Consider the following 23107-nt stretch of genomic DNA (forward strand, 5'->3'; position numbering starts at 1 on the left):
TATGGACAATCTATTACATGATATTATAGAAGAAGTAGTTAGAAGAGTTAAGGATGAGGCTTTTATAGAAGTTGAGGCTTCAGGTAGACATGTCCATTTAAAGCCAGAGCATGTAAAAATACTTTTTGGAGAGGGACATGAGTTAACTAAGGTAAAAGATTTATCTCAACCAGGTCAGTACGTTTGTAAAGAGAGAGTTACTATATCAGGACCGAGAGGAAATATAGAAAATGTTGTGGTTTTAGGACCACCTAGAGATGAAACACAAGTAGAGATCTCATTTACAGATGCTTTAAACTTAGGAGTTATACCTCCAGTCAAATTAAGTGGAGATTTAGAAGATACTGCAGGAATAACAATTTCAACAGATAGAGCTTCTATTGCTTTAAGTAAAGGATTAATGGTTGCTAAGAGACACATACATATGACACCAGAGGATGCAAAGAAATTTGGAGTTTATAACAATGAAATTGTTAGAGCCAAGGTTTTAGGAAAAAGACCTCTAATATTTGATGATGTTGTTGTAAGAGTTAGTGACAAGTATAGAACCTTTATGCATATTGACTATGATGAAGCTAATGCTTGTGGATTTTCAAAAGGAACTTACGCTTTAATAGTTGGAAAAGATGATAAATAATAAATATCTATAGAACTCACTAGAGTAGGTAGAGATTATTTAAAAATAAAGAGTTTATTTAAACTTAATAGATATTAAAACTATATGTAAGAAAAGTTAAATCAAACCTCTAAATGGAAGGGAGGTAAAAATTAATATGGATTATGAAAAGCTGATTGAATTTTTAGTGGATGAAATATACAAAAGAATTCAAGAGGAAAATAAGGAAGGCAATTCTTTAGAAAAGAAAAAGTCTATTGTGGTAATTGGAGAGAGCAATGTTGATTTTTATAGAAAGGCTTTAAGAGAATTTGATATCAATCCATTAACATCAGAATGCAAGGACTGTGATATTTTACTTATATCAAAGCTTTGTATTAAAGGTCTTAGCAATATTGCCCAAGGAACATGTACAACAAAGTCAGAAAATTTTGCTTTAGAAATGCTTTTAAAAGGTAAGAAAGTTTATATTCTTGAGGAGGGTATAGAGTACAGAAAGTACAAAAATACAGCTCCAAAAGTTTTATATAATAAATATATTAAGTTTGAAGAGGAACTTCTAGCCTATGGTATAGAAGTTATTGATGACTTAAACAAGATTTTAATAGGAAACAAAGAAGAAAGGCTTGCTTCTTGTAACGAGATCAAGTGTAAAATAAATGAAAATGTTTGCCTGTGTGAAGAAAAAAAGCAATTTGAAGGAGAAAAGAACTTAGAAACTTCTATTGTTGAAGATAAGTTCACAATAAATCTTTCAAATAAAAGGTTAGTATCAGAAAGTGATCTAAGAAAGCCTCACATAAGTGGAGTAAGAACTTTAATAGTTAGTAAAAAGGCTATAATTACTCCGTTAGCAAAGGACTATATACGCATAAATAATTTGAACGTTGTGCTTTCTTAGAGTAACTTAAGTTTTTTAAATATGGATGACTTTTAGGATCATAAAGGGAAAGTATCTAATAGAAGATTAACCTATAAATAATGAATATATGCCAACACTTAAAACTGTAGGATTAAAATTATGTCCATTTTTTTATTTTATATAAACAGAGATAGAGACATAAGTAAGATTTTTCATAGAAGGCTTTCTTAAAGGGTTTTTAGAGTTATCCATATTTGAAAATAAAGAAACTTACTACGCACTATGTTTGTAGGAGTACACGTTGTGTAACTTCAAATTGCCAAATCCAAGATTTGGAGTTTCACTTAGGAAAGTATCAATAGAAGAATTAGGAGTGAGAGTATTATGGAACTAGGAAAAGTAGTAGGAAATGTGTGGGCAACTAGAAAAGACGAAAAACTAAATGGACAAAAGTTTTTAATAGTTAAAATCCTTATAAGTAAACATAAGGAGAAGGAAGGCTTATTTGTAGCCGTTGATAATGTTGGTGCTGGTACCGGAGACACTGTTCTTATAACTAAGGGTGGTGCTGCAAGACAATCAATTGGAAATAGAGAAGTTCCTATAGATGCTGCAATAGTTGGTATTGTTGATTCTATAGACCTAGAAGATTAATAGACTTTTAAGCAAGTTTTAGCTTGGTGTTGATTTTTAGATAAATTTTGGCATCTACTTAATTTAAAGTTCTATTTAAAAGTTTAGGATCTGGAACTTACATATTAGGGAAAAGCAAAAGGGTGCTTAAGTTTGGAGGGTTTCATATGAATAAAAGCATTGGAGCTTTAGAGTTTAGAAGTATCAGCAAGGGCATTGAGGTCTCAAATGAAGTTGTTAAAAAGTCTTTTGTAGAGGTCTCTTACCTTAAGAGCATATGTCCAGGAAAATTCTTTTTGATTGTTAATGGAGATGCTGGAGAGGTTAAGGAGGCCATAGAGTTTGGAGAAAGTCTTGGAGAAAAATATCTAGTTGGGAGTTTTATTATAAACTCTATTCATGATGATATAATAAAGGCCCTTAAGGGAAAATATTCTCAAAAAAATATAGAAGATAAATCAATTGGAATAATGGAAACAGGAAAAGTTTCATCAGGTATATTAGCTTTAGATAAGACCTTAAAAAGCAGTGATGTTAACTTAGTTAAACTTCAGTTAGCTTTTGGGATTGGAGGAAAGCTTGTATATATAGTTTCAGGAGATTTAAGCAGTGTAGAAAATGGAATGAGGGAAGGACAAGCTATTTTACAGGATAAGGATATTATAAATGTTTCAATAATTCCTTTTGTACATAGTGAAATAGCAAAGAACTTAATTAAATAAATTAAAATAATTTAAATATTATTGAGTAGACTCAATTTATTTATGATTAATCACTTGAGATGTATGAACTTGGACTTAAAGTGAAAGACATAAAATAATTTTGAGAATAAGGGGGAAGAGAAATGAGTAGTATTAACCAAGTTATAATCTATATAATGGTTATTTGTATGGCTTTAGGAGCTATAGACAAATGTTTTGGAAACAAGTTTGGAATAGGTGAAAAGTTTGAAGAAGGTATTATGGCTATGGGAGCACTAGCTTTAGCCATGGTTGGAGTTATCTGTTTAGCACCAGTACTTGCTAATGTTCTAGGGCCAATAGTAACACCAGCATTTAATGCTTTAGGAGCAGACCCAGCAATGTTTGCAGGTTCAATTCTTGCAAATGATATGGGAGGAGCACCTCTTGCAGCAAGCTTAGCACAAGACCCACAAGCAGGTATGTTCAGTGGATTAATCGTAGGAGCTATGATGGGAGCCACTGTAGTATTTACAATACCAGTATCATTAGGAATCATAGAAAAGAAAGATCATAAATTCTTAGCAACAGGAATTTTAGCTGGGATAATAACTATACCAATAGGAGCTTTCGTTGGAGGTTTAGTTGCAGGTTTCCCAGTAATGATGGTTCTTAAAAACTTAGTTCCAATCATAATATTTGCAATTCTAATAGCTATAGGATTAATGAAAGCTGAAAAGGCTATGATTAAAGGATTTACTTACTTTGGAAAAGGAGTTGTTATAATCATAACTTTAGCTTTAGCAGCTGCTATTATAGAAGCTTTAACAGGAATAGTAATAATTCCAGGAATGAATCCAATAAGCGAAGGTATAGGAATAGTTGGAGACATTGCTATAGTTTTAGCTGGAGCATTCCCACTAGTTTATATAATAACTAAAGTATTCAAGAAACCTTTAATGGCTCTTGGAAAAGTATTAGGAATGAATGAAATAGCTGCAGCAGGTATGGTTGCCAGCTTAGCAAACAATATTCCAATGTTTGGTATGTTAAAAGACATGGATGACAGAGGAAAGATTATAAACATTGCTTTTGCAGTATCAGCTTCTTTCGTATTTGGTGATCACTTAGGATTTACAGCTGGATTTAATGCAGATATGATATTCCCTATGATAGTTGCTAAATTAGTTGGTGGTATCACAGCAGTTATCCTTGCAATGTTTATAGCAAACAAAACTTTAGGAAAAGTAAAAGTAAAGGAGACTAAATAGTTATGGAAAACATAAGTAAAGATTTATTAGAAAAACTAGTAAGACAAATAATTGAAGAAAAGCTTGCTGGAGCTTGTAATAATGATTCAGTTGACTTTATAAGAAATAAAGATAAAAGTGGAATAATGTCAGTGAAGCTTCCAACAGTTAAGGTTGATGAGTCAAACAGAATGGATACAGGAAAATCAGGAGATGTAGTTTATACTAAAGACTTATTTACATTAGAAGAAAGCCCAAGATTAGGTGCTGGAATCATGGAAATGAAGGAAACTACTTTTGACTGGACTTTAAACTATGATGAAATTGACTATGTTATAGAAGGTCATCTAGACATAATAATAGATGGAAGAAAGGTTTCAGCAGATGCTGGAGAACTTATCTTAATTCCAAAAGGATCAAAGATTCAATTCTCAGTTCCAGATTATGCTAGATTTATATATGTAACTTACCCAGCAGATTGGGCAAGCCAAGCATAATAAGTTTTTAAGCAGGGACAAAATAAGAGGAAAATTATATAGATGTTTTAAAGCTACAATAATGAGAGAAACTAATTTTAGAAGTTTAAATCTATAACAGGCGAGAAGATTTAAAAATAAATAGATTGAAGTAAAAAATATAGAGCTTACTTTTAATAAAAGTAGGTTCTATTTTTGTATTAGATTAGTTAGAATTTTTAAAATAGCATGTAATTCAATTTAAAAAGGTGTAGAGACTACCTTTTTATTAAAGTAGTCTCAAATTAGGTTAGGTAAATATTAAGATTTTATTTGATGTAGAGTTTGGCAAATATGTTGTGAGAAGTTTTTTTTGCATAATTCATGAAGAAACAGACAAATTAGTACATTATCAAAAAACTCCCCTACTATGATATTTATATGCTTGAATTCTTAAGTGTATTACTAAAATTTGTAAATTTTATTGAGTTTTTATAAAAAAGTATTTTAGAATAAAGTACTATCGTACTTTTGCTAATATGGTATAAAGATTATTATGGGAACCAGGCAGTCTTTTATAGAATTCTTTACTTTTTTAGAGGATATATATACTTTGGAGAGAATATATTTATAATATTATTAGTTATAGTTATATTTATATTTAGAATATAGCTTGAAAGTGAGACTGTTAAATATTTTTAAGGGGAGGATTTTAGATTTGAATGAGGAGAGAGGATTAAATAAGAGAAATGGAGTAGTGGTATTTTTTCCAGCCCTAATTATGTTTCTTCTATCTGCTTTCTTATCACTGGATTTAGCCCAATTAGGCACATTAGATTTAAAGGGACTTTTAATAGCAAGCTTAATAATCATCTTTCCAATATTATTTTTCCTTCAAGGGATTATGATAAGTAAGAAACATATGGGAATAGTTTTTCCATACATAGTTTCAGCTGTTAGTTTTATAGTTGTTGCTTTAATATTTTTTAATTCTTCAGCCATAGGGTATATTGTTTTTTATACCATATGTGAGGCTTTAGGGTATTTTTCAAACAAGATTATTAGATGGATTAAGAGTTAGGCTATAGAAATAACTAATTAATATTATTTTTTATTTCAGTAAACGTATTATCTAAATAATCACAGAAACAACTATGGTTTAATATGGAAATGAAAGCTATTATTCAATGAAGGTCTATTACAGAACGTGACAGAACATGACAGAAGATGAATTTCATATATATAATAAAAAAAGATGTTTATTTAGAGTTAGGAGGGAGATAACTCTAAATAAGATTTTATAAATATAATTTAATAGAATAAGCAAAGGAGAAACAGATGAAGAAGGTTTTTATTGGAATTTTAGTTGTTTTGATGATATTCTTCGCAGGATTTCTACTTTTTGGTAGGGAAGAAAAAAGCTTAACAGCTGATGTTGCTAGAACAATTGATTATGGACTTTTGGTCAATTATGAAAATGAACTTATTCTTGTAAACACTTCTGGAGCTGATATATTTGATAGGAGTGGAAAGAAAAATACAGTAGATTGTATTAAAGAAGGAGACAAGATAGAGGTTATTTATGACGGGGATATTGAAGAAGGCTGGCCTGCTAAAATTAATAAGGTTTATAAAGTTAAACTTTTAGAAACGCATTAAGAGTTTAGAAAAGTTTTTATAAAGAAATAATATCAATTAAAGGTAAAAAGTTAAGTATAATTTTATGTAATAAGGTAGTCCTTAAGAAAGAATACTGAAATTAAGAAAACTTTATAAAGAAAATTTTCTTAATTAGAGTAAATAAGCTTAGATTGACTACCTTTTTATTATTAATAGTTTTCATTATTTAACTCTAAGCAAAATAGAGCTGAGGAGCTTATTTCATTAAAACCATTCTTAAGATAAAATTTACATGAAGGAAACCCTTTAACTGTATTTAATAAAATAGAATCTATATCATAAGTTAGTAATTTCTCAGAGGTTAGCTTTAAAAATTCACTTCCATTACCTAGATTTTGTTTATCTGGAGATATGCATAAATCCTCAATTCTAAAATAATCACCATCTATTGCAGGAATTATGCTTCCTAAAATTATTCCAATAGCAATGTTATCTTCATAGAGTAACCATCCAAAATTCATGTTTCCTAAAAGAAATCTTTTTATGTAACTGCATATTGAATCTATTTCACGATTTTCATTCCAAGGTTCTTTAGAGTAGGCTTCAATATATATTTTTGCACCTACCATGACAGTATTATTTGATATATCAACTATAGTTTTCATAATTATCACCAGCCACAATTAAATTCTCCTTTCATTATATACCAATAAAAGTAAAAAATACAAAATTTATTATATAGATTTACTCTATTTTTTTATATTAAAAATAAGTACTGTTTTAAGTTTGTGTTTCTAGCTAGACTTACTGTTATATCTAAAAAGCAACAATAGTTTAAAACATGATCAAAAAGTTAAATTTTCAAATAAGCTTTAAAATGAAAATGCTAGATAGTTTTAAACTATCTAGCATTTTTCAAGTTCATTCAAATAGGTATTGCCAAGGTAAATGCATTTTAATACACCTTTATCAACCTTGAGAAAATATTTGACTTTATAACCCGCTTATTAATATATTCAAATTCAAAAATAATATTCATAAGAGAAATAAAGTTAACAAATTAATTATATAAAATCCAAATTATAAATGGACAATACATAAATAGTAGGGCAAGTCTTTGCCATAAGCCTTCTAAGGATAAAAATGTGTTTTGAAACTTAGGTTTTTCTCCTAGAGCAAAGAATGCAAAGGAGATTAAGCTTAGCATAAAGAATATAATACTGGAAATTCCTAAAAGTGTTTCCTTAGATTCAAACTGCAAAAGAGCAAGAACTAAGGGGGCAAATTGAAGTGATATAAATCCTAAGGCAGAACCTATACCGTGAATATTAGAAGAAAGAGTTATCTCTTCCTTATTTTCATTTAAGGTGAAAAGACCTGATATAATTTCATCTCCAATACCATATAGAAAAAATAAAAATAAAAGAGCAAGGGCTAGGGAGTGTTCAAGGGAGTTGTAGTATGAAAATAATACGTACCCAAAGTAGATCATTACAAAACCTGATATAACCATCCAGAGGTTATAAAGCCAACCTAAGGGGTTTTTTTTAGTGCCTAGCATGCTCATTACTGCCTTTTTATGACTATATCTCTTATAGGGAATAGCTATTATAAATGGAAATAATAAATCCATAAGTAACACAATAAATATTAAAGTCATATAAGAATCACCTCTTAATGTAAATCATGAAAAATCATGTAAATTATGTACCCTTTCATTGTAACATTAATATTAAGAAATGGAAGAAGAGCGGAAAATTTATTTTCAATGGTGTATAATTTAAGTAAACTTTTTCATAGTAATTTAAATTAAGAGGTGTATATGATAGAAGGATATAAAATACTTTCAGTTGAAGAAAATCTTCACTTAAAGGATAGGGTTTTAAAATATGTAGAGAATTGTGGATGGGGAGTTAAACCATTTTTTCAGGAACAATTAGAGCTTGGAATTTCATTAAAGGGAAAAGTACCACAGAGTTTTGTAATGCTTAAGGGTGAAGAGATAATTGGTTTTTATCAATTTATTAAGAATGAACCAATTAGGAATATTGAGCTTACTCCTTGGATTGCAACTTTGTTTATTGATGAGAAGCATAGGGGACAGAGATTAAGTGAAAAGTTAATAAGTCATGGAAGAAGATATGCTCATAAATTGGGTTATAATAAGGTTTATATAAGTACAGATCATATTCAGCTTTATGAAAAAATGGGATTTCGTGAAATTGGACTTGATATAGATAAGTGGGGAAGTCCTACAAAGCTTTATGAAATTGAGTCTTTAGAGAGTTAGTATTAATATAGATAAAATGATTAGGTGAATAAAAAAGACAATTAAAAATTGATATTGGTTATATAGAAATTTACTGAAATAGATTAAAAAGAGATTTAAGAAACTCTCAGATTAAGATAAATTAATTTAATAAAAAGTATTAGAGAACAAATAAGATTTAAATAACTATTTAGGATGAAATTAAGAGGAGAGAGAAAGATGATATTAAAGGAATTAAGCAAAAATGTATATTATATGCAAAATGATTCTCATAGTGATAGACCCACTTTAGGATATGTTAAAGGGGATAAGTTTTCAATTATGATTGATACTGGAAACTCACCTGCTCATTTAGAGCTTTTCTATGAAGGATTAAAGGAAAGAGGACTTGAAAAGCCAGAGATTGCAGTAATAACTCATTGGCATTGGGATCATACATATGCTATTTGTGCTTTTGATGGACAAGTGATAGCTAATAAACTAACTAATAAAAAGCTAGAGAATATGAAAGCTTGGGAATGGACAGAAGAGGCTATGAAGGAACGTCTTGAAAGTGGAGAGGAAATAGAGTTTTGTGATGAACATATTCGTATAGAGTATCCAGATAGAAGTAAGATAAAGGTGGAAACTGCTGATATTATATATGATAAGAAATTAAGCCTAGATTTAGGAAATATTAATTGTGACATGGAGCTAGTTGGAGGGCCTCATGAAGAGGATTCATCTATAGTTTATATAAAAGAAGATAAGGTTCTTTTTGTGGGAGATGCAGACTGCATAGACTTCTATGGAAAGAAGGAAAAGTATGATAAGGATAAATTAGAAGCTTACATAAATAAGGTTAAGGAAATTGACTTTGAAACATATGTACATGGTCATTGTGCACCTATGGGAAGAGAGGAAGCCATAAACTGGTTAGAAGACTTCCTTAACGAGTAATTTAAGTTTATTTATACCTAATATTGATTTTAGGAGTGGATATATGGTTATTAGGGAGTATAGAGGTGAAGATGAGAAGGGATGGGTATGTTGTAGAATGCTTTCTTTTTTGAACACTTCATATTTTGATGATATAAGAAGAGAAAAAGAGCTTTATAAAAATTCATCTCTTTCTATAGTAGCTGAGAAGGATGGAAAGATAATAGGAATTCTTGACATTGAATATGAGAGAAAAGAAGGAGAGCTTTGTTATCTAAAAGGTGAATTAGGTGGAGTAATTTGGAACATAGCTGTTTTGCCAGAGTATAGAAATCTTTCTGTTGCAACTAAAATGCTTGATTATGCAAAGATGAGATTGATGGAACTTGGAATAAGGCGATTTGAAGCATGGACACAAGAGGATGAAGAAGCAAATAATTGGTATATAAAGCAAGGGTTCGAGAGAAAGTTAGAATATTTAAATGCTTTTGTAAAAGGAAATAGTACAGATAAGATTATTAAGAAGTTTATAAATCTTAATGATTGTGGAGAGATATTTGGAATTAGAGCTTTTAATTTTGAAGCACCTATAGAAAGAAAGGAAGAATTAAAAGAGCTTTGCTATAGGTTACATGAAGTAAGACTATATGAATTGAAATTAACTTAGTATAAGTAGAAGGGCAGGATTCAATCTTGCCCTCTTTTTTTGAGAATTACAGAATTATTAGGGGACAATTTAATTAACTTATTAAAAATAGTTATTTTAAATTAGTATTAATTTTTAGATAGAAATGTAAGTTAGATTTGAAAAGATAGATGAAATCAATAATCAACTAAAATATAGGCCATTAAGAGTTTAGTTAAAGAAAAATAAAGAATTCTTGCCTTTAAGTTAACTCAAAGGTTTATAATTTTATTAAAAGAAGATTTAGGAATAAAAATTAATAAGAATTAATAAGTAAAAACCAAAATATAATAAAGTGGTTTAAAAATAAGGAGGTACAAAAATGAAAGTATTATTAGTTAATGGAAGTCCAAATAGGAAAGGATGCACTTATACAGCATTGCAAGAGGTTAGTAAAACTTTAGAGGAGAATGGGATAGATACTGAGATATTTCAATTAGGAAATAAACCTATAGGTGGATGTATAGGCTGTGGTGTATGTAAAAAAACAGGAGAATGCTTTATGAAGGATATTGTAAATGACTTTGTGGAAAAGGCTAAGGATGCAGATGGATTTGTATTTGGTTCTCCAGTTTATTATGCATCAGCATCAGGTTCAATAACTTCTTTTTTAGATAGAGTATTTTATAGTGGAGGTAAACATCTAGCATTTAAACCAGGAGCAGTTGTATGTAGTGCTAGACGTGCTGGAACAACCTCAACTTTAGATCAATTAAGCAAGTATCTTACAATATCTAATATGCCAGTTGTAAGTTCTCAATATTGGAATATGGTCCATGGATATACCCCAGAGGATGTAAGGAATGACCTAGAAGGTATGCAAACAATGAGAGTCTTAGGTAGAAATATGGCATGGTTAATGAAGTGCATAGAATTAGGTAAGGATAATAACATTCTTAAACCAGAATTAGAAGAGAGAGTACTTACTAATTTTATTAGGTAATAGATGAAGTAATAAGGTTTTATGGGAAGTGACTTAAACACAAAGTTTAGTAAAGGGTATTAAATTAGCAGGTGCTATATTTGATTATAATTATCCTAAGGAAAATGGACAATTATATTTATTCTTTCCAATCAGAAGATTGTAATATTAAGAAAGTTAGTAGAAAATAGCTTAAATAAAAAAGGTCTATATGTATGTTTTTAGCATATAGGCTTTTGTGTATTATAAGGAAAAACTTCATAAAATTACCTACCTCTTAATTATAACATAAAAGAAAATTTGTTAACAGTCTGTTTATCTATGATTTGAGGTGTTATAATATTATTAATAAATAAATAATTTAGTTATTTATTTATTATTAAAAGGAGGTTTTTGTTATGAAATTATTAAATTTATATTATTTATTTTCTTTATCAATTTTTATTGTTCCTATTTTAATAGGAGTTGCTTATTATATTCTGACAAAAGATCTTCCTGAAAATGATTTTGGCATAAATTACGATGAATTTTAGACATAAATTTTAAATTCTAGATGTTAAAGAGCTGTATCATTAAAAACTTAGAATAAAGCTTATAAGGGTATTATTTTCATCTCAATTTGTAAGTTTTATTATTTTAAGTTTGATACAGTTCTTTATTTTTTGCTATATATACAAAATGATACAAATAGTTCAATCTTAGTTAATTTTATAATGTGATTTAGGTGTGATAAAATATAAATATGCAAAGTAAATGATTACACTTATAAACTTTTAAGAGTATTATATAAGAGGGACACAGGATAAAAAGTATTTAAGAAAATTTTTCTTGAGTATTAGAAAGTTACAAGAAATGAGGGAGAATCTATGAGTTATGAAATAATCAGTGGGAAATATGAAACAGGAACAGTGGAAGAACAAATGGGTTTTGCTCAGCTTTTTGGAGAAGAAAGTGTGCAAAAGAAGTTTGATTTGTATTTTCATTGGTATAATATTATTCATGAAATTGGACATGTATTAGTTGATATTAATAATGTAGACATGGATGGTGTTAATGAGGAGCTTTTTGCTAATTCCTTTGCTGTTGCATATTGGAAAAAAGTTGATAAAAAAAATAACTTAAATAGGGTAAAAGAGATGATATACCACATAATTAAGGATATACCAAGTCCATTGACTAAGGAAAGTAACTTTAAGGAGTTCTTCAATAAAATATGGGGAACTGAAATAATGAATAGTGTCATGATGTATGGTTATTTTCAATTATGTTGTGTTTTGGAAGCCTTTAATTTAGATAAAAACTTAAGTGAGGTACTTCAGGAGGTAGGATATAAAGAGGTCTCTTTAAGTAAGATGAAGCCATATTCTTATGATGTTAATTCTGAAAATACTGAAAAAGTATTAGAGAATTGTTTGGATAACCTAAAAGCTTGTGGAGTTACTAATCTTTCAAAGATAACTCTAAAACTTGTGGACAATCCAGAAATGCAGTGTTGTAATGTAGTATAATAGAATAAATAAAACTTCAAAGTTGGACTAGAAAGTGAGGAGTTTAAAATGGAATCAAAGGAAATGAGATTAGCTAAAAAAGCAAAGAAACTTATAGATGATTTTGAAAAGATGGAGTCAGTTCTTTTAGATGGAGAATTGCCAGAACAAGAAATAGAAATTAGAGATGATGGAGCTACATTAGTTCTTAAAAATATAATGCCTGGATATAGTGGAGAAGCAATATTTAAGTTAACACATATATCTGATGTTTTAAAGGCATATATTGATGATATGGATAATGAGGACAAGGAAATGGTTAAAGGCTATGAACTTGAAAACTCAAATTGGTGTGATAATGATCTTGGAGATATTTATAGAGAGGCAGCAATAGAGCATTTAGAGAAACTTAATGTTGTACAAGATAGGGTTCAGCACGCATATAAGGAATTAAAGAAGATAGAAGAGAAAGCTAGAGAGCTTGAAGGACTATAGGATCATTAAATTTGAGTAAGGTTATTATTGATAAAAGAAGGTTGTCTAAATATGCAACCTTCTTTTATTTTAAATAATAAAGGAATATGTTTAATATAAATAGGATATTAGAAGGGGATGAGAAACTTGAAAGGATTAGTTCTAGAAAGAGGAGAAGAATATTATACAGATTTAGAGAAGGTATTTTTAGCTATTAATAATATTCATACTGAGTTTAATTGGCTTATTACAGACTGCTGTGCTTATCCAAAGGATGAAAGGATTAATGAGCTGTTATCAAGAGAATATTGTTTTTTATCAGGAAGTGAGTTGGATGAGATAGTTAAGTCAGAAGATTTTCAACTTATTTGGGGTGTATTAAGTGGATTTAAGAAAGGGATATCCTTAAAAGAGGTTATGAAATATGATCTTCCTTATGCAGAGGGTAATGGGGAGCTTTGGAAAAATCCAGTTAGTATTCAACATCCACTTGCAGAGGTGGAAATAATATCTTGGGATGGAGAGAAGACACTTATAATAAGTAGGAATGAGAAAATAGTAAGTGATTTTAGAAAGAGCTTTTTATTAAGTGAGGATTTAAAAAATTATAATGAAAGACTAGAAAAGAATACTTAAAATGGAGTTGGACTTTTAGAAAAATTAATACTTTAAATTTTTAATGAAGGGAGAATATTATGATTACTTTACTTAATCCAGCTAGCTTAATTCTTGGTTTAATTGCTTGGATAATTCCTGTTATTAGCATTATACAACATAAAAAGCATAATAATAGAAATTGGGGCTTACTATCTATTATGAGCATGATTGCATGTGCTACCTCATTATTTTTTCAAATTTTCTATGTAAATTATTTGGTGAAAATTGAAGACTGGACTGCTATTATGGATACAATTGGTGCCGTGGTATTTGCAGGAGGAACTCTTTTAGTGATTACTATAGTATTAAATGTAATTACAATATTTATATATGGTAATAGACCAGTAAAGTAGGAAATAGCTTTTTACTTTATAGGTTAGACTAATTAATTTAAAACTACAAAACATTTAAATTACTTTTTAATATTATATAAATAAATGTCAGCAAGTTTTTGCTGACATTTTAATTTCTATAATCTCTAAAACAAGTTGGAATTTAACTAATTCTCATAAAATTAAGGATTACTTCTTTTTTGCTACATAAAAAACTTTGTATGTTCTATCTTCTATAGGAAACATTCTAAAGTTCTTATATCTGCCAATTATTTTAAATCCAGCATTCACAAGATATTCATCCATTTTTTCTACTGAATATGCTCTTTGAACATGTTTTTCTAAATCATCATTACCAAAATCAAAAAGTGTTGTACCTATTTGAGTTGTTCTATCATATTCTAATATTTGTTCAAAATGAATACCATCAAACTCTCTCTTAATTACTCCAAAGTGCTTATCTTCATATAAATAAGGTGTATTGATATCAAAGATGAAAAAGCCATTCGAATTTAGGTGATAATAAATATTATTCATAGTGTCTTTCATATCTTCATCAGCAATTACATAATTAATAGCATCAAAGGTACATGTAATCATATCAAATTTCTTATTTAAATTAAAATTCCTCATATCTGATACTGCAAATTCAATTCCTGCTGTTGTTTCATTTGCTACATTAATCATATCCTCTGAAATATCGATTCCACTAACTTCAAAGTTCATATTTTTTAACTCCTTTGCAAGGATTCCTGTACCGCAACCAACATCTAATATAGAACTTACATTTAAATTGAATGTGCTAATTACATTTATAATTAAATCTACATATCTAATACTATCCTTACCCCAATCTTTTTTATAAAATTTATATAACTTCTCATATGCTTTCATTTAAAATCCCCCTTTTATTTCACATTATAATAAACTTGTTATAAACCTCATTTGTAAATTTCTATTTATATATTAATCAAATAAAAAATGATACAAAATTCAATATAATTGTTTATTAATGTATATTTTATTATACATAATTTATGGGTAATAATTCCAAATGACATAGAAATTTTATTATATCCAAAGAAATATAGTCTGTCTTATCTTAAAATCTTTAACCATAATATAGTTGTAAGATACATTACTTTGTAATATTAAATTGATATAGCATAGATAGTCTAAAGATGGAACCCAATTAAGCTAATGATTTTTTTTGTATGAAATTACAAAAATAAAGTTTTTTTAGATTTTTATAGCTGAAAGTCAAAGTTAAAAGTATTTATATAGTGAAGAGAAGTTTAATGTATAAATTTTTTAGGTGTTATTTTGGGAGGGGAAATTATGCAGTTTACTTATTTAGGATTTAATCCAAAAAAGGCTTTAGAAATGGGATTAGATTCAATTGATTTAGGAATACTAAGATATTTTGTAAATTTTATAAGGACAGGAGTTATGCTTGAAAGAGAAATTGAGGGTGACTTTGTTTATTGAGTAAAGTATGAAAAATGTTTAGAAAGTGTACCAATCTTAGGGATTAAAATTAAGGATGTTTTGAGAAGAAGGCTAAAGAAATTAGTAGATGCTGATGTGTTAATTTTTTAGTTGCTTAAAAGTGGAGGAACCTATACCTTTTATGGCATAGGAAAGAGATATGAGGAACTTAGTGTTGAAAATAAACAGATGAAAGAAAAGAATTAAGCAACACATAGGGAGTATTATGGAAAAAAGCAGCCTACTGAAAAGTAAAGAGGAGTCGGCTCATATAAATAACCCTGTCCTACTGAAAAGCTGAACCAAAAGATTAATCTATTAAAAAATAATAATATATATACTTTTGTAATTGAGTACTTAAATAAGAAAACAGGCAAGAACTTTAAACGTGATAGGGAAAAAACAGAGAACTTAATGTGAACTCTGAATTTTAGTCCGAATTTTTATACTTAGATTTTAGTAGATTAATAGAAGAGAAAAAGAGGATAATGCTATTTAAATTAATGGAAGAGAATTAAAGTATAGTGAAAGTGAGTTTAAGAAGCTAAATAAGGTATTCCATTTATTTTAGCCAAAATAGATAGAATACCTTACTTTCATAGGTTTATGTTTATAATAGACGCTATAATAATATTGAAAGTATAGATGATGCTAAAATCAATATTGAGAATACTATTGAGATATTCTTCCCTGCTTTAGCGAATTTGTCATCAATGTTTTTAGAGGCAATAAAGTAGGCTATGCCAAATAAAATTAAAGATGTAAGCGCATAAGGAAAGACGATTCCTAAGGAATTAAAGATATGTTCTCCTAAATATTTTCCATTAAAGTAGGTAAATGAAAACATAACTGAAAATAGGGAGATTAATAAAGTAAGACTTCCTATTCCCAATTTTTTTGTATGTATTACATTTTTCATAGTTTATCCCTCCAATCAAAAACATCTTATTATAAATAATTTTAACTCTACTGGAATATAATTTCAATATATTACAAAATTATGAATTGATTATATAAAAAGGGGTTGAGAATATAATGAGTTTATCTATGAAACGAAACCTCTGGATAATTGGTGGGGTTTTATTAATCTTTTTTATTCAAATAACAATAATAGTTCCATATGTAAATATCCTATTGGCAGTACTTTGTTTTATTAAGGCTTATAAGGTTAATGAGGAAATTAAAGAGAGTGAAGAGGAAATATAAGAGGTGTAAATTAATGTTTTATTTGTTTAGTCGGTAATAGGTACAATTTGCTTAGGTAGAAAGAAGATATATGAAAAACAATATTAATTTAAAATATAGCTAAAAATTAAAGCAATGCAGTAAGGAGAGCTGAAATTAATATTAAGGAAATTACTACTTGGGATAAAATTTTTCCTGCTTTTGCAAACTTGTCCTCACTATATTTAGAACTAAGAATAATAGCTATAACTAATAGTATTAAAGATGTAAGTTCATAAGGAAAAGATATTTCTAAGGTGTTAAATATATATTGTCCTAGGTATTTACCATTTATATAGGTAAAGGAAAACATAATTGCAAATATAGAAATTAGAAATGAAAAACTTCCTAATCCCCATTTCTTTGTATTTAGAGTATCTTTCATTATTTCCTCCAATAAATAATATATTATTATATATGAATTATATATTTCTTAGTTAATAATATTAGTGATTGTAAAAAAAATACATAAAATCATGTAAAATTTGTTTGATTTTAGGAGGGGAAATATTAAATTGAGGGATAAATTTAAAAAATTATATAAAAAATTTTTGTTTTTTTAGAATCAAGGAAAAGACTAGTTTCTCTTATGATTCTGAGTAATTTAGGATAATTTTGGTTAAAATTTTTTAGAAAAGTTGTGAGTTGGGAGAAACTTAGATTGCATGAGAGATTAGAGGTGTTTCCAAAAAAAACAAATAACTAATTGATTATGACTATATAGGTATATGAGTATTTATTATAACATTTTGGACTGATGTATAATGTCAGTATAAAACAAGAGGGATATGAAAAAAGGATGTGAAAAATATGTTATCTAGTAAGAAAATAGTAGATGATTATATTAAAAAAATAGATTGGAGAGTCAATGAAAACTCCAATTCACCATACAGCTTTGGAAGTCTTAATAAGCACATAATAGCTGAAGTTTCTAAGGATTATTGGCTTAATGAGGTTTATAAAGAGAAGAGAATAATAGATGCTTATAGAAATGGAGATATGCATATTCATGATTTAGGAGGATTAACTCTTTACTGCTGCGGATATTCATTAAGAAATATAATACTTATGGGAGTACAAGGAATCCCTAATATTCCAACTAGTAGCCCAGCAAAACATTTTGATGCCATATTAAACCAAATAGCAAACCTAGTTACAATATATCAAAATGAGATTATGGGAGCAGTTGCCTTTAACTCCTTTGATACATTACTAGCACCGTATATAAAAAGTGATAATTTAACTTATGAAGAAGTTAAGCAAAATCTACAAAACTTCATATTTAGTATAAATAGTAATAGTAGAGCAGGAGCAGAACCAGCTTTCACTAATATAACATTTGACCTTTTCCCACCAAAGGATTTAGAAAATGATCCTGCTTTAATTGGAGGGGAAATTCAAGAGTTCACATATAAGGAATGTCAAAAGGAAATGGACATGTTAAATAGAGCCTTCTATGAACTTATGAATGAAGGGGATTATGATGGAAGACCATTTTCTTATCCAATACCAACTTACAATATAAACAGTAACTTTGACTTTGATAATCCAAATAATGATATGTTATTTGAGATGACAGGAAAGTTTGGTTATCCTTACTTTGCAAACTTTGTGAATTCAGATATGGATCAAAGTGATGTAAGATCAATGTGTTGTAGATTAAACCTTGATTTAAGAGAGCTTAGAAAAAGAAACGGTGGTCTTTTTGGAAGTGGAGATAGCACAGGAAGTATAGGTGTTGTTACAATAAACTTACCAAGAGTAGCATACAAGCATAAAAATAATGAGAAAGAGTTTTTCAGTGCTTTAAGAGAAATCTTAGTTATAGCAAAGGATAGCTTAGAGAAGAAGAGAAAATGGCTTAATGAGAATATCATAAATAAAGATATGTTACCAGCTTTCTCAACTTATGTAGGAACACTTAAAAATCACTTTAGTACTATAGGAATAGTTGGATTAAATGAGATGTGTGAAAACTTTAATGGAAAGAACATATTAACTGAAGAGGGAATGGAATTCTCAATGAAGGTTTGTAACTTCATAAGAGAAGAGTTAATAAACTTCCAAGAGGAAACAGGAAATCTTTATAACTTTGAGGCTACTCCAGCAGAATCAACATGTTACAGGTTAGCTAAGAAGGATGTAGAGGATTTTGAGGACATTATAGTTAGAGGAGGAAGAGAGTACCCATACTATACAAACTCATGTCATATGCCACCTAGTGAGGTTAAAAACTTAAAGCAATTATTTGATCATCAAGATAAGCTTCAAGTATTATTCACAGGAGGAACTGTTGTCCATATTTACTGTGATGGAGCCATAAGTGGAGAGAAGGCAAAACACATAGTAAAGACAGTTTGTAAGCAATATAGAACACCTTATGTAAGCATTTCTCCTTTAAATAGATATTGTGAAGAGCATGGATACGTAAAGGAAAAAGTAGAAGAATGCCCTATATGTGGCAAAAAATTAGATTTATATCAAAGAATAACAGGCTACTTAAGAAAAGTTGAATTCTTCAATGATGGTAAAAAATCAGAGTTTAAGGATAGAAATCAGTTAAGCCTATGATTATAAAAACAAAGGGCATCGTTCATGAGAGAGTGGAGGATGCTCCCTTTATAGGCGCACTAATAAGTGCGGTAGATTGTAATTTAAACTGCAAAGGGTGCTTTAATCAGCATCTAAAGGAATTACCAAACATAGAGAAGGATTCAGAAGAAATATTGGATGAAGTAACAAAGGACCCTTTTAATGAAGGAATCATACTTGCAGGTCTTGAATGGTCACTTCAACCTAAGGAACTAAGAGCCATGGTTAATTCAGCAAGAAAGAGAAAGCTTAAGGTTATAGTTTATTCTGGACTTAGTGAAGAGAAGTTTAAAGAAAAGTTTCCAGATATATATAATCTAAAGGGAGATATGTACTTTAAGTTTGGAAGGTATGATGAAAAGTTAAAGGTAAGTAACAATATCCAATATGATGTTAAGCTAGCCACTTCAAACCAAAAGATAATAAGAAGATAGAGTATGAAAAAGAGTCTATATACATGAATTAAGTATATAGGCTTTTTTATTTGTAATAATATTGTAATTTATCATATTATAATACTGAAAAAAGTAAGAAATAAGTGTAGATTACTTTGACTAAAAGGAGGCAAAGAAGTGAGAAAATATTTCATAATATTTATAGTGGTTGTGCTCTGTATTATTATAATAGGGTGCAATGGCAAGAAGGTAAGAGAAGTATCTTATGAGGGAGAAAATTTACATTGGGAGTCCATAATGAAATTTGATGAAGATGATAAGTTTATGGTAAATATCAAGTATATAGGTGAGGAAGAATTACCTTTAGAGGTTACTTTTAATATTGAATATTTATCTGGTAATACTAGTGGAGGAGTTTTAGAATATGGTGAGTTATCTGAAAAATTAGGAGGTTTTACTTTAGAAGATGATTATGATAAGAACTTATATGGAGATATATCAAAATATAAAAATAAAGATAAGTTAAATGTGATTATGAAATGGAATAACCAAGAAGAAATTATTGAATTAAGTAAAAGAGAATAAAATATGTATGATTAAAAACAAATTAAATGTAAATAATTACAAAAAGTATTATTTGAATACTTTAAGTGAGATATACTGTATATAACAATTTAAAATAGAAACAAGCTAAAAGGTATTTGGTTGGAGGTGTTAAAATGGAGGGGAAAAATCCTGGGGGAATTAAATTTATTGGTTGGTTTCAAATATTTGGTGCTTTGGCAGTGCTACTTACATTAAATGTTGAGCAAGATGTTGCATTTAATGTGAGATTTGCAGTACCTTTTATGTCAGAAAGATTAGTGCAAATATTATTAATTGTAATTTCCGCAGTAATAGCTTATGGATATTTAAAGCAAAGAAAATGGGGATATTGGAGTATGTTAGTCTATTCTATAGCCTTTTTCTTTATAAGTTTATTTCAAGCAATTAATTATGTCAGTCAACCATTTATAGGAAACACAATTTATTCTGCTTTTGTTGCTATGTACACATTCTTGAATTCAAAACATTTCAATAATTCAGTACTATTAAAAAGCAATCAATAAATTAAAAAAATAGAGGTTAATATTTATAGAGAAATTTGCATGTGGTTGTGGGGGGAGAAGTTTTATGCTTGAGTTTTCATTATATTTTGGACCTGGGTACTTTGTAGCTTATTTCTTAGTAATGAAGTTATGCAAGAGTTGTTCTTTTCTTGATTATATTAATGAAAAACCTATAAGAGCGTATATAAATATAGCTATTATTTTTACTGTATTCATATTAACCAGTGGGACTTTAGATACTTTAATTAAATCTAACAATATTGAAAATTTATTTTCAGGATTAAGAATTGGAGCTTTAATTGCTCTATTAAAAGGAATAAAAATTACTAAACTAGCTTGAAAAAAATTAGAGTTATTTGATGTGAAATTTTAAAACGATATAGAGAATAGAATATGTATGGATAAATATAATAACTTTAAATTAATATATTTATTCATACATTATTTTTATATTGATTATAAGTTTCTTTAATTCTTTAGCGTTTAGATTTTTTACTTACCTTACTTTTAGAACTATTATTTGTCTTATTATCAGTTGGCTTTTTAAATAAATTAAAAAGAGAGGTAATAAAAGCTGCTAAAAAACATAGTATTGATAATATGTTAAGTATCTTAGTGTGTGATGAAGTAGTATATAACGTACTAAAAATGCTTAATATGAAGCATACAAATATCAAAGTACATGTAAATATCTTTTTTTTCCTAAATTCAAATATGTATGATAATCTTTCCTTCATAAGTGCCTCCTAATTATTCTTTAAATCTTTCAAATAATAGCAAAGAGAATATATTGAGCCTGCTAAAAATAAAACTCCAGATAAAAAGCTTAATATTTTTGAAAATGTAAGTCTATAGTTAAACACTTTTATAAAGCTAGTTATAGAGCATACAAAGCTAAATATAACAAAATACATTCCTACTTTTTTATATTTGAATAAGTATTTAATTTTTTTCATAAGTATCTCCTAAATGTTTTTGGGTAAATTTTCATAATATTATATTAACATAAATTAATGATCTATTCTTAATTTTTCTTTTTTTAAATAACAATTATATATGTAAAACTTCTTATATTTTTTATAGAACTAATGGGTAAAGTTTAGAAGTTTTTATTACTAATAAGAAGTGTGACATTACTTAAAAACTATCTTTCAAATATGTAATCTAAGTGTAATCTACTTAAATATGAGATTTAAGTTTAAGAATATATAATTAAATCAAGGGTTGAGGGAAAACAACCAAAAGAGAAATAAAGAGATACAAAAGGAGAGATTAGTTATGAAAAAAGCAATGGATTTAGTGAGAGTTTTAGCTAAGGTAACATTTTTAGGATATGATGAAAAAGAAGATTTAAAGTAAGAAAAAAGATAATGAGTTATAAAATAGAATTAGAAAAGGTAAATATTATGTATATGTTAGAATGAAAAGATTTAAAGCAGAGTAAGCTTTAAATCTTTTTTTATTATTAATTATGGAAAAATATGCTATTATGAGTGTAATATAAAATTAAAAGAACTTTTAATGATAAAGTAAGCAAGTATTTTTATGTAAAAACAGTATTTATTATTTTTTAAGCTTTAAGGGGGAATGAGAAAGATGAATTTTAAGATCGTTGGAAGTGGAGGATGTGTTTCACTGCCTAAGCCATTATGCAATTGTGAGGTTTGTAAAGAGGCAAGGAGTAAGGGAAAGCCTTATTCAAGATGTGGGTGTAGTTTGTTTTTAGAAGATATAAACCTTTTGGTTGATACACCAGAAGATATTGCTTATGGAATAAATTATTGTGGCATAAATGAGATTGAGAGAGTTTTATTTAGTCATGTTGATCCAGATCATACTTTAGGAATGAGGGTTTTTGAACACCTTAGACTTAATTGGCTAGATATATCTTGTGGTAAGAATTGTGAAAATCCAATAGAAGTTTTTGCATTAGACAATGTTATGAAAAGTATAAATTCAATAGGCTTTGAGTATGGTTCGTATTTAGACTACTATGAGAATGTGAGAAATCTTATTAATAGGAAAAGTGTAAATGATAAAGTGTTTATTCATGGGGTAGAGATAAGTTTTCTAAAAGTAAATCATGCAACAGTATTTGTTTTTGAAAAAGAAAGAAAGAAACTAATATATGCACCTTGTGATGTTAAGCCATTTCCAGAAAGTAAATTGTTTCTTGATGCAGATTGTTTAGTCATAGGTAACACAATAGTAGGAGATGTATTAAAAGATGGTTTCTTATTAAAAGAAGATAATCCTTTAAGGGATGAGTTATTTACCATGAATGAAATTGAGGATTTAAAAAGTAAATATAATATTAAAAGAGTAATCATAACTCATCTAGAAGAGGATTGGGGTAAATCTTATGATGACTATGTTCAACTTGAAAAAGAGCTAGATGGCATAGAGTTTGCATATGATGGAATGAAAATAGAAGTGTAA

General features: G+C 28.4%; 33 protein-coding genes. 26 read left to right on the forward strand and 7 right to left on the reverse strand.

Annotated features, from left to right (window positions below):
- Window position 1: 1 nt before the first annotated feature.
- The 8 genes from eutD to AC2A4K_RS05805 all read left to right on the forward strand — a co-directional run bounded on the left by eutD (window position 2) and on the right by AC2A4K_RS05805 (window position 6155).
- Window positions 2-637, forward strand: a complete 636-nt coding sequence (gene eutD, locus AC2A4K_RS05770) for an ethanolamine utilization phosphate acetyltransferase EutD (protein ID WP_322503918.1) — start codon at window positions 2-4, stop codon at window positions 635-637.
- A 136-nt stretch (window positions 638-773) separates the two neighbouring features.
- Window positions 774-1517, forward strand: coding sequence for a TIGR02536 family ethanolamine utilization protein (locus AC2A4K_RS05775; protein WP_322503917.1), 744 nt, complete (start codon window positions 774-776; stop codon window positions 1515-1517).
- A 345-nt stretch (window positions 1518-1862) separates the two neighbouring features.
- Complete coding sequence (locus AC2A4K_RS05780) at window positions 1863-2132, forward strand: EutN/CcmL family microcompartment protein (protein ID WP_322503916.1); 270 nt, start codon at window positions 1863-1865, stop codon at window positions 2130-2132.
- Between the two features lie 146 nt (window positions 2133-2278).
- Complete coding sequence (locus AC2A4K_RS05785) at window positions 2279-2833, forward strand: ethanolamine utilization microcompartment shell protein (RefSeq protein WP_322503915.1); 555 nt, start codon at window positions 2279-2281, stop codon at window positions 2831-2833.
- 122 nt (window positions 2834-2955) lie between these two features.
- Entirely contained in the window at window positions 2956-4062 is a 1107-nt protein-coding gene (gene eutH, locus AC2A4K_RS05790) for an ethanolamine utilization protein EutH (protein WP_322503914.1), read from the forward strand.
- Window positions 4063-4064: 2 nt separating this feature from the next.
- Window positions 4065-4538, forward strand: a complete 474-nt coding sequence (locus tag AC2A4K_RS05795) for a cupin domain-containing protein (protein ID WP_322503913.1) — start codon at window positions 4065-4067, stop codon at window positions 4536-4538.
- 676 nt (window positions 4539-5214) lie between these two features.
- Entirely contained in the window at window positions 5215-5577 is a 363-nt protein-coding gene (locus AC2A4K_RS05800) for a hypothetical protein (protein WP_322503912.1), read from the forward strand.
- A 257-nt stretch (window positions 5578-5834) separates the two neighbouring features.
- Complete coding sequence (locus tag AC2A4K_RS05805; protein ID WP_322503911.1) at window positions 5835-6155, forward strand: hypothetical protein; 321 nt, start codon at window positions 5835-5837, stop codon at window positions 6153-6155.
- A gap of 170 nt (window positions 6156-6325) precedes the next feature.
- Here AC2A4K_RS05805 and AC2A4K_RS05810 read toward each other — a convergent pair whose 3' ends face one another.
- Together AC2A4K_RS05810 and AC2A4K_RS05815 are read right to left on the reverse strand one after the other, a co-directional pair.
- Window positions 6326-6781 (reverse strand): GNAT family N-acetyltransferase, encoded by a 456-nt coding sequence (locus AC2A4K_RS05810; RefSeq protein WP_322503910.1) that lies wholly within the window; start codon window positions 6779-6781, stop codon window positions 6326-6328.
- Window positions 6782-7176: 395 nt separating this feature from the next.
- A complete protein-coding gene (locus AC2A4K_RS05815; RefSeq protein WP_322503909.1) occupies window positions 7177-7776 on the reverse strand; it encodes a DUF998 domain-containing protein in 600 nt (199 codons plus the stop codon).
- 162 nt (window positions 7777-7938) lie between these two features.
- On the opposite strand from AC2A4K_RS05815, the gene AC2A4K_RS05820 reads away from it, so the two are divergent.
- The 9 genes from AC2A4K_RS05820 (at window position 7939) to AC2A4K_RS05860 (ending at window position 13881) form a co-directional block, all read left to right on the forward strand.
- Window positions 7939-8406: a GNAT family N-acetyltransferase gene (locus tag AC2A4K_RS05820; protein ID WP_322503908.1), complete on the forward strand. Its 468-nt coding sequence runs from the start codon at window positions 7939-7941 to the stop codon at window positions 8404-8406.
- A gap of 198 nt (window positions 8407-8604) precedes the next feature.
- Window positions 8605-9324, forward strand: a complete 720-nt coding sequence (locus tag AC2A4K_RS05825) for an MBL fold metallo-hydrolase (RefSeq protein ID WP_322503907.1) — start codon at window positions 8605-8607, stop codon at window positions 9322-9324.
- Between the two features lie 43 nt (window positions 9325-9367).
- Entirely contained in the window at window positions 9368-9970 is a 603-nt protein-coding gene (locus tag AC2A4K_RS05830) for a GNAT family N-acetyltransferase (RefSeq protein WP_322503906.1), read from the forward strand.
- A 340-nt stretch (window positions 9971-10310) separates the two neighbouring features.
- Window positions 10311-10931: a flavodoxin family protein gene (locus AC2A4K_RS05835; RefSeq protein ID WP_322503905.1), complete on the forward strand. Its 621-nt coding sequence runs from the start codon at window positions 10311-10313 to the stop codon at window positions 10929-10931.
- Window positions 10932-11308: 377 nt separating this feature from the next.
- A complete protein-coding gene (locus AC2A4K_RS05840; protein ID WP_322503904.1) occupies window positions 11309-11443 on the forward strand; it encodes a hypothetical protein in 135 nt (44 codons plus the stop codon).
- A gap of 333 nt (window positions 11444-11776) precedes the next feature.
- Complete coding sequence (locus AC2A4K_RS05845) at window positions 11777-12418, forward strand: hypothetical protein (RefSeq protein WP_322503903.1); 642 nt, start codon at window positions 11777-11779, stop codon at window positions 12416-12418.
- A 48-nt stretch (window positions 12419-12466) separates the two neighbouring features.
- On the forward strand, window positions 12467-12892 hold the full coding sequence (locus AC2A4K_RS05850) for a hypothetical protein (protein ID WP_322503902.1): 426 nt from the start codon (window positions 12467-12469) through the stop codon (window positions 12890-12892).
- A gap of 126 nt (window positions 12893-13018) precedes the next feature.
- A complete protein-coding gene (locus AC2A4K_RS05855; protein WP_322503901.1) occupies window positions 13019-13507 on the forward strand; it encodes a DUF2691 family protein in 489 nt (162 codons plus the stop codon).
- 59 nt (window positions 13508-13566) lie between these two features.
- Complete coding sequence (locus tag AC2A4K_RS05860) at window positions 13567-13881, forward strand: hypothetical protein (protein WP_322503900.1); 315 nt, start codon at window positions 13567-13569, stop codon at window positions 13879-13881.
- 168 nt (window positions 13882-14049) lie between these two features.
- On the opposite strand, the gene AC2A4K_RS05865 is transcribed toward AC2A4K_RS05860, so the two are convergent.
- Window positions 14050-14754, reverse strand: coding sequence for a class I SAM-dependent DNA methyltransferase (locus AC2A4K_RS05865; RefSeq protein WP_322503899.1), 705 nt, complete (start codon window positions 14752-14754; stop codon window positions 14050-14052).
- Window positions 14755-15198: 444 nt separating this feature from the next.
- Here AC2A4K_RS05865 and AC2A4K_RS05870 point away from each other — a divergent pair, with 444 nt between their 5' ends.
- Complete coding sequence (locus AC2A4K_RS05870; protein ID WP_322503898.1) at window positions 15199-15348, forward strand: hypothetical protein; 150 nt, start codon at window positions 15199-15201, stop codon at window positions 15346-15348.
- A gap of 622 nt (window positions 15349-15970) precedes the next feature.
- Here AC2A4K_RS05870 and AC2A4K_RS05875 read toward each other — a convergent pair.
- A complete protein-coding gene (locus AC2A4K_RS05875; protein WP_322503897.1) occupies window positions 15971-16267 on the reverse strand; it encodes a hypothetical protein in 297 nt (98 codons plus the stop codon).
- A gap of 116 nt (window positions 16268-16383) precedes the next feature.
- On the opposite strand from AC2A4K_RS05875, the gene AC2A4K_RS05880 reads away from it, so the two are divergent.
- A complete protein-coding gene (locus tag AC2A4K_RS05880; RefSeq protein ID WP_322503896.1) occupies window positions 16384-16554 on the forward strand; it encodes a hypothetical protein in 171 nt (56 codons plus the stop codon).
- A gap of 106 nt (window positions 16555-16660) precedes the next feature.
- Here AC2A4K_RS05880 and AC2A4K_RS05885 read toward each other — a convergent pair whose 3' ends face one another.
- A complete protein-coding gene (locus AC2A4K_RS05885) occupies window positions 16661-16957 on the reverse strand; it encodes a hypothetical protein (protein WP_322503895.1) in 297 nt (98 codons plus the stop codon).
- Window positions 16958-17382: 425 nt separating this feature from the next.
- On the opposite strand from AC2A4K_RS05885, the gene AC2A4K_RS05890 reads away from it, so the two are divergent.
- The 5 genes from AC2A4K_RS05890 to AC2A4K_RS05910 all read left to right on the forward strand — a co-directional run bounded on the left by AC2A4K_RS05890 (window position 17383) and on the right by AC2A4K_RS05910 (window position 21008).
- Window positions 17383-19143, forward strand: a complete 1761-nt coding sequence (locus tag AC2A4K_RS05890; RefSeq protein ID WP_322503894.1) for a ribonucleoside triphosphate reductase — start codon at window positions 17383-17385, stop codon at window positions 19141-19143.
- A complete protein-coding gene (locus AC2A4K_RS05895; protein WP_322503893.1) occupies window positions 19140-19598 on the forward strand; it encodes a 4Fe-4S cluster-binding domain-containing protein in 459 nt (152 codons plus the stop codon). The genes AC2A4K_RS05890 and AC2A4K_RS05895 overlap by 4 nt, the downstream gene beginning before the upstream one ends.
- Before the next feature lie 138 nt (window positions 19599-19736).
- Complete coding sequence (locus tag AC2A4K_RS05900) at window positions 19737-20144, forward strand: hypothetical protein (protein ID WP_322503892.1); 408 nt, start codon at window positions 19737-19739, stop codon at window positions 20142-20144.
- A gap of 134 nt (window positions 20145-20278) precedes the next feature.
- Entirely contained in the window at window positions 20279-20668 is a 390-nt protein-coding gene (locus AC2A4K_RS05905) for a hypothetical protein (RefSeq protein ID WP_322503891.1), read from the forward strand.
- 64 nt (window positions 20669-20732) lie between these two features.
- A complete protein-coding gene (locus AC2A4K_RS05910; protein WP_322503890.1) occupies window positions 20733-21008 on the forward strand; it encodes a hypothetical protein in 276 nt (91 codons plus the stop codon).
- Between the two features lie 136 nt (window positions 21009-21144).
- Here the strand turns inward: AC2A4K_RS05910 and AC2A4K_RS05915 are convergent, their stop codons facing one another.
- Window positions 21145-21405 (reverse strand): hypothetical protein, encoded by a 261-nt coding sequence (locus tag AC2A4K_RS05915; protein ID WP_322503889.1) that lies wholly within the window; start codon window positions 21403-21405, stop codon window positions 21145-21147.
- A gap of 9 nt (window positions 21406-21414) precedes the next feature.
- The gene (locus AC2A4K_RS05920) at window positions 21415-21624 is read right to left on the reverse strand and encodes a hypothetical protein (RefSeq protein WP_322503888.1); all 210 of its coding nucleotides are present in this window, start codon (window positions 21622-21624) and stop codon (window positions 21415-21417) included.
- Window positions 21625-21892: 268 nt separating this feature from the next.
- Here AC2A4K_RS05920 and AC2A4K_RS05925 point away from each other — a divergent pair, with 268 nt between their 5' ends.
- Window positions 21893-22027 (forward strand): hypothetical protein, encoded by a 135-nt coding sequence (locus AC2A4K_RS05925; protein WP_322503887.1) that lies wholly within the window; start codon window positions 21893-21895, stop codon window positions 22025-22027.
- 237 nt (window positions 22028-22264) lie between these two features.
- Window positions 22265-23107, forward strand: a complete 843-nt coding sequence (locus AC2A4K_RS05930; protein WP_322503886.1) for an MBL fold metallo-hydrolase — start codon at window positions 22265-22267, stop codon at window positions 23105-23107.

It is taken from the genome of Clostridium sp. LIBA-8841 (genome assembly GCF_057782475.1).